General features: G+C 60.2%; 11 protein-coding genes. 4 read left to right on the top strand and 7 right to left on the bottom strand.

Annotation, left to right across the window (positions count from 1 at the left end; all coding sequences use genetic code 11):
- The 5 genes from AC6FTP_RS21970 to AC6FTP_RS21950 form a co-directional block, all read right to left on the bottom strand.
- A partial coding sequence (locus AC6FTP_RS21970; RefSeq protein WP_497209055.1) for a DUF1501 domain-containing protein occupies positions 1 to 960 on the bottom strand: 960 nt, incomplete at its 3' end.
- Between the two features lie 409 nt (positions 961 to 1,369).
- Positions 1,370 to 3,535, bottom strand: coding sequence for a putative Ig domain-containing protein (locus AC6FTP_RS21965; protein WP_497209054.1), 2,166 nt, complete (start codon positions 3,533 to 3,535; stop codon positions 1,370 to 1,372).
- 156 nt (positions 3,536 to 3,691) lie between these two features.
- The gene (locus tag AC6FTP_RS21960; RefSeq protein ID WP_497209053.1) at positions 3,692 to 4,447 is read right to left on the bottom strand and encodes an alpha/beta hydrolase-fold protein; all 756 of its coding nucleotides are present in this window, start codon (positions 4,445 to 4,447) and stop codon (positions 3,692 to 3,694) included.
- Positions 4,448 to 4,552: 105 nt separating this feature from the next.
- Positions 4,553 to 5,170, bottom strand: a complete 618-nt coding sequence (locus AC6FTP_RS21955; protein ID WP_497209052.1) for a CIA30 family protein — start codon at positions 5,168 to 5,170, stop codon at positions 4,553 to 4,555.
- Between the two features lie 701 nt (positions 5,171 to 5,871).
- Positions 5,872 to 6,768 carry a hydroxypyruvate isomerase family protein gene (locus AC6FTP_RS21950; RefSeq protein ID WP_497209051.1) on the bottom strand — a complete coding sequence of 299 codons (897 nt, stop codon included), beginning with the start codon at positions 6,766 to 6,768 and terminating at the stop codon, positions 5,872 to 5,874.
- Positions 6,769 to 7,095: 327 nt separating this feature from the next.
- On the opposite strand from AC6FTP_RS21950, the gene AC6FTP_RS21945 reads away from it, so the two are divergent.
- The 4 genes from AC6FTP_RS21945 to AC6FTP_RS21930 all read left to right on the top strand — a co-directional run bounded on the left by AC6FTP_RS21945 (position 7,096) and on the right by AC6FTP_RS21930 (position 10,799).
- Positions 7,096 to 7,884, top strand: coding sequence for a hypothetical protein (locus tag AC6FTP_RS21945; RefSeq protein WP_497209050.1), 789 nt, complete (start codon positions 7,096 to 7,098; stop codon positions 7,882 to 7,884).
- Between the two features lie 201 nt (positions 7,885 to 8,085).
- A complete protein-coding gene (locus AC6FTP_RS21940) occupies positions 8,086 to 9,075 on the top strand; it encodes an SPFH domain-containing protein (protein WP_497209049.1) in 990 nt (329 codons plus the stop codon).
- A 20-nt stretch (positions 9,076 to 9,095) separates the two neighbouring features.
- Entirely contained in the window at positions 9,096 to 10,028 is a 933-nt protein-coding gene (locus AC6FTP_RS21935) for an SPFH domain-containing protein (RefSeq protein ID WP_497209048.1), read from the top strand.
- Positions 10,029 to 10,070: 42 nt separating this feature from the next.
- Complete coding sequence (locus AC6FTP_RS21930) at positions 10,071 to 10,799, top strand: 3-keto-disaccharide hydrolase (RefSeq protein WP_497209047.1); 729 nt, start codon at positions 10,071 to 10,073, stop codon at positions 10,797 to 10,799.
- A gap of 101 nt (positions 10,800 to 10,900) precedes the next feature.
- On the opposite strand, the gene AC6FTP_RS21925 is transcribed toward AC6FTP_RS21930, so the two are convergent.
- Entirely contained in the window at positions 10,901 to 12,271 is a 1,371-nt protein-coding gene (locus tag AC6FTP_RS21925) for a PQQ-dependent sugar dehydrogenase (RefSeq protein WP_497209046.1), read from the bottom strand.
- 84 nt (positions 12,272 to 12,355) lie between these two features.
- The gene (locus AC6FTP_RS21920) at positions 12,356 to 13,219 is read right to left on the bottom strand and encodes a ThuA domain-containing protein (protein ID WP_497209045.1); all 864 of its coding nucleotides are present in this window, start codon (positions 13,217 to 13,219) and stop codon (positions 12,356 to 12,358) included.
- Positions 13,220 to 13,768: the final 549 nt, after the last annotated feature.

The raw sequence follows: 13,768 nt of genomic DNA, 5'->3' as shown, positions 1-13,768 counted from the left end.
CTGATCAAAGGCACCGGCTCGAAAGCGCAAGGCGTCGAAGACATGATGATTGACCGCGTGATCGTCCCAGTTGCCCACGCGACCACATTGCGGGCCGTCGAGACAGCTCGTGATGATTTCCACGCCAGACTCGACGAGCCTGCGCGCCAGAAGCAATTGCTGGCCCCAGCGATGCATGCCGTAGCGCTCGCGGGTGCGCTTGTCTTCCTTGCTCAAATCAAAGGCGTGTCGAGTTTCTGGATTCGTGAGCAGCGTCATCGCCTGTGCTTCAAACTGATCCATAGCCCCCATCTCACCGGCAGCATCGACACTGCGCTCCAGGCTGTCCAGACTGCGCCGCAGTGCCACGCGCTCGTTGAGGCGTGCCACCTGCGCCGGATTGGACAGACCCACGTTCGGCACGGCAAAGTCCGGACGGCTGGGATCATTCGAGATCGACAGCGGCGAGTAGGCGGCATTCACATAGCCAGGACCAGCGATGGTGAAGCTGTCGTAATTGATGATCGGATTCACGCCGACGTAATTGGGCAGCGGGCTGTTACGCTTGTTCTTCGAGCGCAGATAGTTTGCCACCGTCATCCAGTCGGGCAGCAGCGGCTTCGGTTTGTCGCGCGGATCGGTGTCACCGCTGAGCATTTGCAAGGAGCCAGCAGGATGCCCGCCTCCCGTGTGTGTCATCGAACGCAGCAGCGTGAACTTGTCCGCGATCTTTGCCTGAAGAGGAATCAACTCCGTGAGCTGCATGCCTGGCACCTTGGATCTGATCGTTTTGAACGGGCCGCGATACTCGCTGCCAACGTCCGGCTTCGGATCATAGGTGTCGAGGTGAGAGCACCCACCGCGCAGCCAGACCAGAATAACGGCGGTGCGATCGCGCGCAGGTTTCACGGCATTTTCCGCGCGCAGCTTCAGCAGTCCCGGCCAGCCCAGGCTTGCGAAGCCGGTGAGCCCGATGCTCATGAAGCCACGTCGATCCAATGGGCCAGAGCAAAGGGGAGAAGGGCGTAATGCGGGCATGAGCCCTGAGCATACGGCCAGTGCTTCTGGTTTCTTCGCTTCAGCCATCATACAGCAACAAGAAGCTGCCTATGATGCACGCTTGATACCGGTTGGCGCATCGGCGAGGAAGCCCACCGTTCCCTGCCCTGTGATATTACCTCGATGAGAATGGGGTCAGGTATTTCATTTGGCGGAACTCCAGAAATTCAGGCGCTCGTGGCCAGGATTTCAGGAGGCCGTTTGACCCGCTTCCACGCAGCAGACAAGACTTGACTGATCGGCTGAGACGGGTGGCTCCCAAGTCTCTAAATACTGGAATCTCGCCATTTGAATCACTTGGCCCCTTTCACGGGCGCACCTTTCCTTCACGTTATCGAGATCCAATCTTCAGCGTTCCAGCGGCTCGGCGAGTCGCATTGGCGGCGCTGGGGGCGGTGAAGTGGCCGATGATGCCGGTGCCTTTCGGGGTGCGGACGCCACGGAAGGTGACGGCGCGAGCGCGGCTGGTTTTTGTCGCGGGCAGATTCAGGCTGCCGGTGAGGATGCCAGTCTTCTTGTCATACTGCATCTTCACGCCGCTGACCTTCGCACTGGACGCGGCCTTCATAGCGGTGCGTTGCACGGTGAGTGCGACTTCGGGCTCGGCGGGCACGTCCTCCCCGATGAGGTCGAGCTGCGCTGTCGTGATGCTTTCCTCCAGGCCGAGCAAATTCAGGCCAGCGGGCTCGGGTGTGTGGCGCGAGCCGATCACACCCGTGTAGTCCACGAGCGAGATGCCGTCGGGGAAGGCACCACGATCCGTCGCGGACTGATACCAGGTGAGTTCGCCTGCGGCGTCGCCATCGGCATTGACGAAAATTTGGCCGGCGAGCGTGCTGGCTCCGCTTGAGTTGGGAATGATGAAATAGACGGGGAACGTTGCGCCAAAGGACGTTTCAGAAAGCGTGGTCGCCAGGCTCACTGGCGCACTGCCATCAGGAGCCCAGACCGTGAGCGTCACATTGCCGACTGAGTTGATGCTGGCCGAGAGGAAACCAGCACCCGAAGGCTGACCAGCGGGCGCGTTGCTGTCGTTGACGAAGACGAGGTTGATCTTCTTGTCGCTGGCGTAGGGGCTCGGATCGGCAGCGCTGCGGACGGTGGCGCGCGCTCCATTGACGGCGGCGGAGCTGCTAGCGTTTGCGACTACGCCGTAGAAGGTGAAGTAAGGCTGCGGGCTACCGGAAGAAAATTCATCATTGAGGGTGATGCTACCGCTCACTGTCACGCCTGCGCCGGGCGGTGCGATGGTGACATCGCCCGTGTCTGGATCGAGCGTGACTGCAGCGCTGGAAAAGGAATAACGCACGAGGTTGCGGATGAGAAATCCCGTGGTCTGACCGCTGCGCGTCACGGTGAAGCGGAGGCGTCCGCCATTATTGCCGTTCAATGACTCAGATCGGTCGACAACGCTGTCGTAGGTGCCAGCAAGGTCCGTAAACGGAATGGCAGGCAGCACTTCGATTGAGAATACCACCTCGTTCGTGGTGGTGCCGTCGGGAAGAGTGGCACGGAAGGTAGTGGCAAAGGTGCCCGTCTCTGTCGGACGACCGACGACGAACCCAGTGCCCGGTGTTTGAGAGTCAATCGAAAGACCCGCTGGCAACCCGGTGGTGGTGATGGTCAACTGCTCGGATGAACGAACCCCGAACTCATCCTCCACATAGAGGAAGGGCGCCCGGTAGTCGTGTGGAGCGTAGGCCACATTTTTGCGGATCGTTTGGGACCCTACCACGGAGAGCGTTTGCTGCGGCTGGTAGTCAGCTGGGAGCACTTCCAAGTCCACTGTGGTCTCGGCGATGGGTGCGCCATCGGGCCAAGAAAACGCGAGCTTCACGGCGAACTTCCCAGTCTCCTCAGGCGCGCCTTGGAACGAGTAATAACCCGCAGACCCACTCTCCGCCACAGTCACGCCCGCTGGCAATCCAGTGGCCTGCACCTTCGTCGGAGCCTTCAGCAAGGACTGCCACTGGCCGACGAGAAACGCACCCGCATTGCCCACCTGCAGCCCCTGGCGGAGTCGAGACAACCCCCAAGTCTCCACGGTATAGCTCTCATCTCGCGGGTCGGTGACGGAGAATGTGACAGTCTCTTGCGTCGTCGTCAGCCCATCGGCCATAGTGGCTTGAAGCTGGACTGTGAACTGCCCTGCCTGGGTCGGCGTGCCCGCGAAGTGCGCGAGATCAAAGAAGGCAGCCCCCTTTTGCTCTAGCCGAATGCCCGGCGGGAGATCGCCGGTCACCTGCACGGTGTGCGGCAGTCGATACCAAAAGTTGTCTCCCGGGCTAGGGCGCAAAACGATAATCAAGCTTTCCCAGGACGGGATTTCTGCGCCTACTTTGAGACCCGACGACAGTGAGGTCTGGAGACGATAAACCGGGGCGGCCTGCGCAGTGTCCGTCAGCGCCCCGAAGAGCAGCCCGATGAAGAACAAGAAAGTGGTTTGCAGGCGGAAAATGGCTGCGTTTGCACGAGTCGAATCAGTGGCGGTGTTCATGGTTGATAATGGAGCAAAAAATCAAGGTGCGACGGGCATCGAATTACGTGTGTTTGCACAAGTCGGTGACATGAAAAACCATGTTTTACCAATCGGAAATGGGAGAGACACTTGCCTTCTGGGACTTTTTGCCATGCGACTACTTCAGACGCGCCTTCAGTCTTTCGATTTCGAAAGTAGGATCTCCACCCCTCGTCTCCAGCAATCCCAGTCGTGCCCACCCTCGATCTCGATCAGTTGTTCGGGCTTTAAAAGGGCGCGCGCAAAGAATCGATTGCTGGTGAGTAGTTTGTCGCTTTTCCCCACCACGAGGGAAATGGCAAAAGGCGGACCTGAACGAGAGAGCCACTGGCGCTTCATCTCCATCCACATTTTCTTCAGTGCCTCGGCCTTGCTACGTGGAGTTGCCACGGGGCTACTCCAGTTCTCCAGCCCGCCAGCTTTTTCGATCTCAGCCAAAAGCTCCTTCTCTCCGACAAAAGGCGACAGCAGCCCCATTTGATCCACCTCCCCAGGGTAACGAAGGGAGTAAGTGAGTGCCCCGAGTCCACCCATCGAGACGCCGATGATCATCACTCGCAGCCCCTGCTTTTTAGCCGGGCCGATGATTTCTTCATGCAGGCAGACATCCGCCAGACCCCTCATGTAATAGCCCAGATGCAGATCCGGAGCCACGATTCGTGCCAGCGGGCGCTCCTTTCGGACAAGGTCCACAATGCCGTATTGAACAAACTCCTCAGGCGGACTCAAGCGTCCCGGCAGCAGTAGCACCAGCTCCTGCGCCTCCTTCCCTTGGGGTTCAAACTGAAGCTTCCGCAGTGGCCGCGTCGGTTGGGTGAGCAGTATTCGGCAGGCCGATATCGGCAGAGCTGCCAATGCCGTCATGAATTGGAGAAATCGGGAGCGCATCATGGCTGAGGATCGGGTGTGCCTTGGAGGGCCTGATTCGTGTTTCGAGGGGCGATGATCCGCGCACAAGGCGGCTTGGGACGTGCAGCGCGGACGCCCTTCACGGCCTCAACCCTTGGATGCAGTGGCGCTATAAGTACGAATGAAATCGAACTCGGCCTCAAAAGGGGCCTGCTTCTTGTCGCCGAGCAGAATACTCACACGACGGACTTTGGAGGTATCCAGCCGCTGCTCGGGCAAGTCGAGGCCTCGGAAGCTGCCTTTGAAGCCGGCAAAGGGAACCTTCACTTCGATCCACTCGCCCTTTTGGGTGGCGAACTCGGCCGCAAAGGACACCTCCATGCCGCGAAACAGGGCGTCCGTAGCTAGCCGCACCTGATACGTGCGGCCATCGCCCTTCACACGCAACAGCAGTCCGAGAGCGTGGCTGAGGTCCAATTTCAAATCGCCACTGCGGAAGGTCGAAAAGCCGCCGTTGTTCTCCAGAGATAGCATGCCGCTAAACCGCAACGTCCCGGCTTCGTTCGGCGTCAGTTTGCCCTCTGACAGTCCGCCCATCACGCCATCGTTCACCACCTGCCAGTTCATGCCATCCTGGCCGTCAAACTCCGTGATCGATTGCACCCGCGCCGCAGTCGTTTCATCCGCTTCCTTGGCATCCGTGGAAAAACATAAAACAAGCCCGCAGGCAGCGACAAGGGTTGGATGAAGGGTTGTGTGAGCCATGACTCAGACAACGCCTGCTGAGCCAAGGCGGATTCAGGAGGGTTGCAGTGGGGCGCAGGCGTCCTGCCCGCGCCAAAACAAGCTCGTTCCGCGTATATCAGATCATGCGCTAATTCCTATAAGAACGACATTGGACATACTGTGACACGCGGCAGGACATGTCCGTTCTGTAATGGAATGGGGTGGTTGAAGGACGGGGATTCTTATCGTCCATGATTTGAGTTCGAAGAGGGCAAAACGGGCCCAGGATAGGGCGGTGCTGCACATAATAAAATGCCACAGCTCTCCCACTTCACAGTGTTCCTGGCTGCCACGACCCAGCACTAGCAGCGGGTGGTGGACCTTCTGGGTTCTCCTTCTCCAAATGACATGCCGGGAGGTCAGAAGTCGGCGCTTTTCAGAGAGGGTGCCTTGAGATTGGGGCGTGCCTGAGGGTGATCCTTGCCGTCATCGATCGCGTTTGGGATGTGGCGGGTGGGAGTAGTGAGCAGGGAGTGGCTCGTCGGCGCTCATGGTGGCGGAACGATGACCGGATTGTCATTTCCGAGGCTACGGGCTTGGTTTCCGATGGGTCGGAAATGGTTTCCGATGAGTCAGAAGACGAGTTCCATCTAGCTTCGGCTTGGTGCAATCCATCCCGAGATTGGCGCTATCAAGCCGCTAGGAGAGGTGGAAGGAGAGAAGTTCTCCGCTCTCGCCGCTCAAGCCACTGTGCAGATCTGTACGCCCTGCTTGAGGGAGGCGAGTTTGTCGGGGCGCTTGGGGATGAACTCCTGGCCGAGGTAGCCGGTGTAGCCGGTTTCCTGGATGGCGCGGATGATGGCGGGGTAGTTCAGCTCCTGCGTTTCGTCGATCTCGGCACGGCCGGGAACGCCGCCGGTGTGGTAGTGGGCGAAGAATTCGTGATCGCGGCGGATGGTGGCGATGACATCGCCCTCCATGATCTGCATGTGATAGATGTCGTAGAGGAGGCGGAAGTGCGGGGAGCCGAGCTTCCTGCACAGGGCGACGCCCCAGGCGCTGCGGTCGCACATGTAGTCGGGGTGGTTCACTTTGCTGTTCAGCAGCTCCATGACGAGGGTGACGCCGAGCTTTTCACACAACGGCAGGAGGCGCTGGAGGCCTTGGGCGCAGTTTTCCAGGCCCTGTTCGTCGCTCAGGCCATCGCGATTGCCGCTGAAGCAGATGACCTGCTTGAAGCCGGCCTCGGCGCTTTCTTTCAAAAGGGGCTCGTAGGCCTGCACGAGGAGGTCGTGATGCTCCACTCGGTTCCAGCCCTTGGGGATCGGCCCGATCTTCACGCCGTCGGGGCCTGAGATGGTGGGGAAGCTGACCATGGCGCAGTGCAGGCCGTGCTTTTTCACGGTGGCGAAGTCCTTCGGATCAAGCAGCTCGACGGACTCCAGGCCGATCTCCCTGGCAGCGAGGCAGAAGTCTTCGAGGGGGATGTCTTTGTAGCACCATTTGCAGGCGGAGTGCCGCACTTTGCCCCCGGCGGCCTTGTCGGCGGCTTCGATCTGGGTTTGCAGCATGGCGGCGATGGCGCTGACGCTGGCGAGGGTTCCGAACTGACGGCGGGAGAGGTTGGGCGGATTCATGAGCCGAGCCTACACAAAGTCGGACGGGCGGGAATTCATTTCTTGGTGATGGAGCGGGGGCATCACGCCTCCGACTTTAGTCCTAGGACGGAAGTCCGATACCCGGGTTTCTGCCATGCGCGGAGGATGGGGCTGTCATCACCCCAGGCACCTCCGTGAAATCACCTCTCCTCAAGCTCATCCACGCCACCGGCGCGGTCCTTCCTTTTGACCCTCTCTTTACAAACACGGGCTGAAACGGCGTGCATGAGTGCGCCACCGGATCACGACATGCCCGCAGTCCTGCATTGCATTCGGGGTTCCGATTGAAGACACTGCACCCCTCGCATGAAACTGACCTCCATTCTCCTCCTGCTCGCCCTCAGCACGGCCAGTTTCCTGCGCGCCGCCGACCCTGCACCAGTGCCCGCGAAGGCGGTGAAACCGCTGCGCACCTACCCGGACTTCCTCGCCGTCATCCCCAAAGATTTGGAGCCGGAAAACGCCCGCAAGTGGTCCGACGCGCAAAAGGAGGTGGCGAACGGCCTGCTCAAAAAGAAGCTCGTGGACACGAAGCGCCCCGCGCGGATGCGCTTCAAAGTGCGTGGTGTGGACTTCTGGGGCCGCTTCGTCGTGTGGACCCATCTCCCGTCGGATGAAGGCTACTCCATCCGTGTCTTTGCCAGCCAATGGAAGGATGCGAACATGCTGCCCAAGCTCGCCACGCTGCGGGAGGGCGATCTCATCGAGATCTCCGGCGTGTGCGACCTCGCGAAATTCGAGAACCTCTGGAACACGCCCTCGCTTTCCCTTGGCATCGGCGAGGCATCGATCATCAAACTCCAGCCGAATGGCAAACCCGCGCCTCCGCCAGCGCTGGTGCCCGTGAAACTTGTGTCCGCCGTGTATGGCTCTGGCACAGCCTTCGCCGACGTCACCGACCGAGTGAAAGCACTGCTGGCCGAGCCGGGGGCCGCCTTCCAGGCCAATCCGAACTGGCTCGGAGCCGATCCCACGCCCGGCTGGAACAAGGCCCTCATCATCGTCCATGAGATCGGGGGGAAGCGCCACCTCTTCAGCGCTGGCGAAAATGGCGAGGTCAGCGCCGTCCAGATCCTGATGAAAAAGGAGGGGTGACCGGATAGAACGGCACTCTCCATCGCCGAATAGATAGAGGCTGGGATGCCGCGGCAAAGGAAGTGAACGTCCGGAAAAAAAGATCTGTGACGGGCTGCCGGTGGGCACTCACGACAGAATCTTTTTCTCCCAGGCTGACCGCGCTTTGTAGTTGGCAAAGGGAGCACGACTCCCCACACTCACGCCTCACTCCACACGCCTATGTCCATCACCCTTGGTTGTTTTGTCGGATTCATTCTTTGGTTTCTCATCCGCTACCTGGTGGCGGGGCTCTACACGGTGAACCAAAACGAACGCGCGGTGAAGACGAGCTTTGGCCGCGCTGTCCGTGTGGGAAATCTCACGACGCTCGATGATCCTGTCTCCGCACAGCTCACCCCTGAGCAGGCGGAGCGTTACTCATATCCCCAGGTCCGCGTGATCCAGCCGGGCGGGCCCTATTTCAAATGGCCATGGGAGAAGGTACACAAGGTGAGCATCGCCACGGGCACGGTGAACATGGCCTGGGACCCGGATGAACCATCAGCGAATGCATCCGGCAGCATCCTCGAAGCCGTCACCAAAGATCAGCTCAACGTGGGGCTCAACGGCCAGATCCGCTTCCGCGTCTCGGACCGCAATCTCTATGCCTTCGTGTTCGGGGTGAAGAATGCGTATGCGCATGTGATGGGCTACTTCGTCAGCGTGCTGCGTGAACGCATCGCCAACTTTGAGGCGCCGCGCACCGAGTCCGCTGACCCAAGCCAGCCCGAGTCCGCCGCCGCCATCGGAATTTCCATCAATGACATCCGCAAGAACATGCGTGACCTCAATGAACACATGGACCGCGAGTGCATGTCGTCCTCGGCGCGCTACGGCATCGTGCTGGATGCCTCTCTGATCACGGGCATCGACCCTCCGCATGAGGTCGAGTCCGCGCTGGCGGCGATCAACACGGCCTACAACCAGGTTTCCTCCGACATCAGTCTGGCCCAGGCGGCGGCGGATCAGAAGATCGTGCAGTCCCAGCGTGCGGTGGAGATCGAGACGCTGAAAGCCCAGGCAGAGGTGGAGCCGCTGAGCCGGCTCGCCGCGCAGTTGCTGGATCTGAAATCACGTGGCAGCCAGGCCCTGCGCGCCTACGTCCGCAATGTGCGCCTCTCCTTGTTTGACAAGGCCAGCCAGGTCTTCGTGGAAACCAAGCATCATTGATCCTCAACGACGAACTTACTATGGAACCTTTTGTTCAATTCCTCACCGCCATCATCGGCACCTTCGTCGGCTGCACCATCGCCGTGCCGCTCATCCTGTGGCTGGCGCGTCTGCTGGGCCTCTATGCCATCGTGCAGGAGCGCCGCTATCAGGTGTATGTTCTGTTCGGCAAGGTCATTGGAACGCTCGATGAGCCCGGCCTGCACATTCTGCCAGTCAAGCTCGGCTGGCGTGCCTTCCTGGTGAACTGGCTCGGCACCTGTCACGAGGTGGACATGCGTCTGGACCAGATCTACCTGCGCAGCCAGCCCGTGAATTCTGAGGAAGGCGCGCCGATGGGCATCGGTATCTGGTATGAAATGTTTGTCAGTGATCCCGTGTCATTTCTTTTCAAGAACACGGACCCGCGCGGATCGCTCTCCGCCAATGTCAGCAACTCCACCGTGCGCTGCCTGAGCAACATGCCGCTGGCCAGGATGCTGGTGAACCGCCACGTCATGAGCGACACCGTGCGCAATGAAGTCACGCCGAAGTCCCACGAGTGGGGTTACAAGCTCGGCAGCGTGTACATTCGCAAAGTCCACTTCCGGGACACGATGATGATCAAACAGATCGAAAGCAAAGTGGTGAACCGCCTCCGCCAGGTGACCTCGGCCATCAAGCAGGACGGGGTGAATCAGGTCAGTGTCATCACCAGCAGTGCCGAGCGTCAGGCGGCCGTGGAGTTTGCCAAAGCGGCGGCCATACGGCCCCAGATCGTCGGGGATGCGCTGCAAGGAATCGCCAATGATCCCGAAGTCGCGGCGGCCGTCTTCGATGTGCTGGAGGCGCAGAAGATGATCAGCGGGCCTGCGAAGGTCACGCTCATGCCTGCGTCCTCCGGAGACTTGCTGGCCTCCTTGCTTGCTGTCCAGCCAGCGGGGCGCGAGGCACTGGCGTCGAACAAAGGATGATCTGCGGAGGAAAGCGGGATCTCGTTTCGTTGATGAGGACCCATGAAACTTTTTCTCTCACTCCTCCTTGTCGTCACCACCCTCGCCGTCAGCGCAGCTGAAGATGGCTTCACCCCACTCTTCAATGGTGCGGATCTCACCCACTGGACCGTGCCTGAGGGTGACAACGGCCACTGGAAAGTCGTGGATGGTGTCATCGACTACGATGCCTGCAGCGAGGCGCCGGGGAAGGACAAGAACCTCTGGACCGCCAAAGAGTATGGCGACTTCACCCTCAAGATCGACTGGCGTCTGAAGCAGACCACCGGCCTCTATCCCATGCCTGTGGTCCTGCCAGATGGCACCCACAAGCTGGATGATCAGGGGAAAGAAATCAAAATACCCACCCCGAATGCCGACTCCGGCATCTACCTTCGCGGCGTGGGCAAATCCCAGATCAATATCTGGTGCTGGCCCATCGGCTCCGGTGAAGTCTATGGCTACCGCATGGACAAGACGATGCCGCCCGCAGTGCGTGCCGGAGTCACCCCGAAGGTAAAGGCTGACAAGCCGGTGGGAGAATGGAACACCTTTGAAATCACCATGAAGGGGGACCGCCTCACCGTCCTGCTCAACGGCCAGACCGTGCTCGATCAGGCCCAGCTTCCCGGTGTGCCTGCCAAGGGTAAACTCGGCCTTCAGCATCACGGCGGCAAGAATGCCAAGACCGGCGAACTCTCCCCCGCCTCCAGTCTGATCCAATTCCGCAATATCTCGATCAAGGAACTCTAAACGGTGGCGGCCCACCCTCCAGCCGATGATTGGAGATCAGGCGATAAAAAAGCGGAGCACCCGGTGAGGATGCTCCGCTTTGTGATCAAGTAACGTGTCGCTTACTTCGCCGCGACGGGAGCGACGCTGGCTCCAGCGGGCACTTTGCCAGCAGGGACGATCTTCCAGACGGCACCGCGCTCGCTGGTGTAAGGATCGACCGGGCCGCCGTAGTTCGCGGTGGCGTGGGTGAGGTAAATGCTGCCGTCAGGGCCGATGCCGCTGCCGGTCGGGCGGATGCCGTCGGCGAGATCGAGCATCTCCTGCATCTGCCATTTACCGCCGTCCTGCTTCATGCCCCAGACCTTGCCGCTGCCCCAGTCGGCGCAGAAGTACACGCCGTCGAGTTCAGGGAACTCTTTGCCGCGATAGACGCCGAGGTTGATGACGCAGATGCCCTGGTTGACGTGGCTGTATTCGCCGATGGGCAGGACGCCGACCTTCGGATAATTCTCAGGATCAGCGGCGGTTTCGGTGCCGTCTGCGTTCTTCTTGAGGATCATCGGGAAGGGATGGCTGCCGCACATGAACTTCCAGCCGTAGTTCTCGCCGCCTTTGCTGCTGGCGGGCTGGAAGTTGATCTCTTCCCAGTGGTTCTGGCCGATGTCGGCGATGTACATGTCACCGGTCTTCGAGTCGAAGCTGAAGGTCCATGGGTTGCGCAGACCGTAGGCCCAGATCTCGGGCTTGGCCTTCGGATGCACCTTGGAGAAAGCCTCCTCGCTGACGCCGAAGAGGGTCATCTGTTGCAGCGGGGTGATGAAGGGGTTGTCCTTCGGGATGTCGTAGGCGCGGTCGCCAGAGGATTTGTTCACGTCGATGCGGAGCATCTTGCCGAGGTAGGTGTGCAGGTCCTGGCCGGCGTTAATGACATCGCCTTCCCAGCCGCCGTCACCGACGCCGATGTAAAGATAACCATCAGGGCCGAAAGCGATCTGGCCGCCGTGGTGATTGCAGTACGGGAAGTCGATCTGCATGAGGATCTTCACGCTTTCAGGATCGAGCTTGTCGGGGTTGCTCTTGTCCACCTTGTATTCGGCGATCATCGTCGCGCCGTTGAACCAGAGGTCGGCGTAGGCGATGTAAACCTTGCCGTTCTTCGTGAACTCAGGATGGAAGGCCATGCTGTACATGCCCAGCTCCAAGAAGGAGGAGATGGTCTTGTCCTTGAGGTCGAGGAAGGGACGCTTGTTCTTCTTGCCGTCCTTGATCACCTGGATCACGCCGGGGCGCTCGATGACGAAAACGCGGCCGGTGCCATCATTCGGCGCAGCGACGCTGACGGGATCGACGAGGTCGTCGGCGACTTTGACGAGGCTGATGGCGACATTGCCGGGGAGCTTGCCGCCGGGCTGGGCGACTTTGTCATCGGCACGGAGAGCCGCGCCGGAAAGCAGCGCGGTGAGCGTGAGGAGGCTGAGGGTCAGTTTCATGGTTGGGTAGGTGGGAATCGTCTTTTTGAAAAAAGAAGCCGCAGGCTAGCGAGCCTGCGGCCTGGATGACAAGCCTGAAAAGTTTTACTTGGTGGAGCCTTCGGCAGCTTTGCCGTCAGGTCCGAGCTTGCCAGTGGTCCAGAGCAGAGCGCGGGTGATGAGCTTCATGTAGCGCTCGTCCTGCACGGTGGCGGTGTTGTGGCCGATGGTGGTGCTGAAGATGCGGGTCTTGTTCGGGCCGAATTCGTTCGTCCAGGCGACGACGGCGTTGGACTCGGTGGGCTTGGCATCGGGATCAGCCTTCTCGCCCTTCTTCACCTTGGGCATGGCCAACTGCTTGCCGCTGGCCAGCGGGGTGCCGCCGAGGATCTGGATGTTGTTGTAGAGTTCCTCTTTGATCGTGGTCCAGTTTTCCAAGCCCTGGGTGATGGGGTGATCTTTGGCGGTGAAGGTGATGTCGATGGGCTCCTGCGGGCCGTGTCCGGTGGACTGGAGGCCGAGCATTTCATACCAGCCGGCATTGTCGGCACCGGGCTTCACGGCTTCACGGAAGTTGCCCCAGCGATAGCTGTGCATGGCGCAGTGGAGGTTCACGGCGGGCACACCGGCTTTGTGAGCGTTGAGGATGTTCGCCACGTAGGCAGGATCGGTGACATCGGCGGAGCACTCGTCATGGATGATGACGTCGAAGTCCTTGGCCCAGTCCTTGGATTTGTAGATCTCAAAGGTGGCCTTCGTGCTCTTGTCGGGATTGTAAGCGACATCGACGACGGCGTTCAGGCGGGCCTCGATGCCTTCTTTCAGGGACATCGTTTGCTTGTCATACTCATGGCAGCAGCCACCACCGACGAGAAGCACACGGAGAGGCTTGGCGGCATTGTCAGCAGCCTGGACAAAATAGACTGCGGCACTGGCCAGCAGGACGAGAGGAAGGAGAGCTTTTTTCATGGGACGGGGTTGGATTAGCGGGAAGCAAACGCAGCGTCGAGCCCAAACTTCCACGCAGCAGCGCGTGCTGCCTAGATTCAGCCATTCTCACTCTGAGAAGGACCACCGCCTTGCGGCGCAGCTACGGGTCGCCTCCAACTCCTGGAGGTGCGCCTCCAGCTCTTGGAGGTGACTGCGGAGCGGCTGGAGTCGATTTTTCGGTCCCAGGGGGCGGTCGCGGAGGTGCTGGAGGCGCACCTCCAGAGACTTTCCGGCACGCTGAAGAGGCTGGAGGTCGCCTCCAGAAGCTCCACAAGACACTGAAGAAGCTGGAGGCGACCCCCAGGGGCTTCGCGGTATCGTGGAATCATTGGAGGCGCACCTCCCGGAGCTTCGCGGTACTCTGGCGGAGCTGGAGCCCACCTCCAGAAACTCCGCAGTGCGCTGAAGGGGCTGGAGGCACGCCTCCCGGCACGCGGCGGTGCGCTAAAGGGGCTGGAGGAACGCCTCCTGGGGCCTCGCGGTGCGTCGATGGGTCCGGGCAAACGCCTCCGGGAATACCGCAAAGCT

This window comes from Prosthecobacter sp. (assembly GCF_044378005.1).
Lineage (GTDB): Bacteria > Verrucomicrobiota > Verrucomicrobiia > Verrucomicrobiales > Verrucomicrobiaceae > Prosthecobacter.
The sequence above is the reverse complement of the archived record's forward strand: the minus strand, read 5'-3'. Positions and strand labels throughout refer to the sequence as shown.

Bases quoted from the DNA above. Each gene is read 5' to 3' on its own strand.
- AC6FTP_RS21945 (WP_497209050.1), top strand. From the start codon at position 7,096: ATGAAACTGACCTCCATTCTCCTCCTGCTCGCCCTCAGCACGGCCAGT.
- AC6FTP_RS21925 (WP_497209046.1), bottom strand. From the start codon at position 12,271: ATGAAACTGACCCTCAGCCTCCTCACGCTCACCGCGCTGCTTTCCGGC.
- AC6FTP_RS21955 (WP_497209052.1), bottom strand. From the start codon at position 5,170: ATGGCTCACACAACCCTTCATCCAACCCTTGTCGCTGCCTGCGGGCTT.
- AC6FTP_RS21920 (WP_497209045.1), bottom strand. From the start codon at position 13,219: ATGAAAAAAGCTCTCCTTCCTCTCGTCCTGCTGGCCAGTGCCGCAGTC.
- AC6FTP_RS21950 (WP_497209051.1), bottom strand. From the start codon at position 6,768: ATGAATCCGCCCAACCTCTCCCGCCGTCAGTTCGGAACCCTCGCCAGC.
- AC6FTP_RS21965 (WP_497209054.1), bottom strand. From the start codon at position 3,535: ATGAACACCGCCACTGATTCGACTCGTGCAAACGCAGCCATTTTCCGC.
- AC6FTP_RS21935 (WP_497209048.1), top strand. From the start codon at position 9,096: ATGGAACCTTTTGTTCAATTCCTCACCGCCATCATCGGCACCTTCGTC.
- AC6FTP_RS21940 (WP_497209049.1), top strand. From the start codon at position 8,086: ATGTCCATCACCCTTGGTTGTTTTGTCGGATTCATTCTTTGGTTTCTC.
- AC6FTP_RS21960 (WP_497209053.1), bottom strand. From the start codon at position 4,447: ATGATGCGCTCCCGATTTCTCCAATTCATGACGGCATTGGCAGCTCTG.
- AC6FTP_RS21930 (WP_497209047.1), top strand. From the start codon at position 10,071: ATGAAACTTTTTCTCTCACTCCTCCTTGTCGTCACCACCCTCGCCGTC.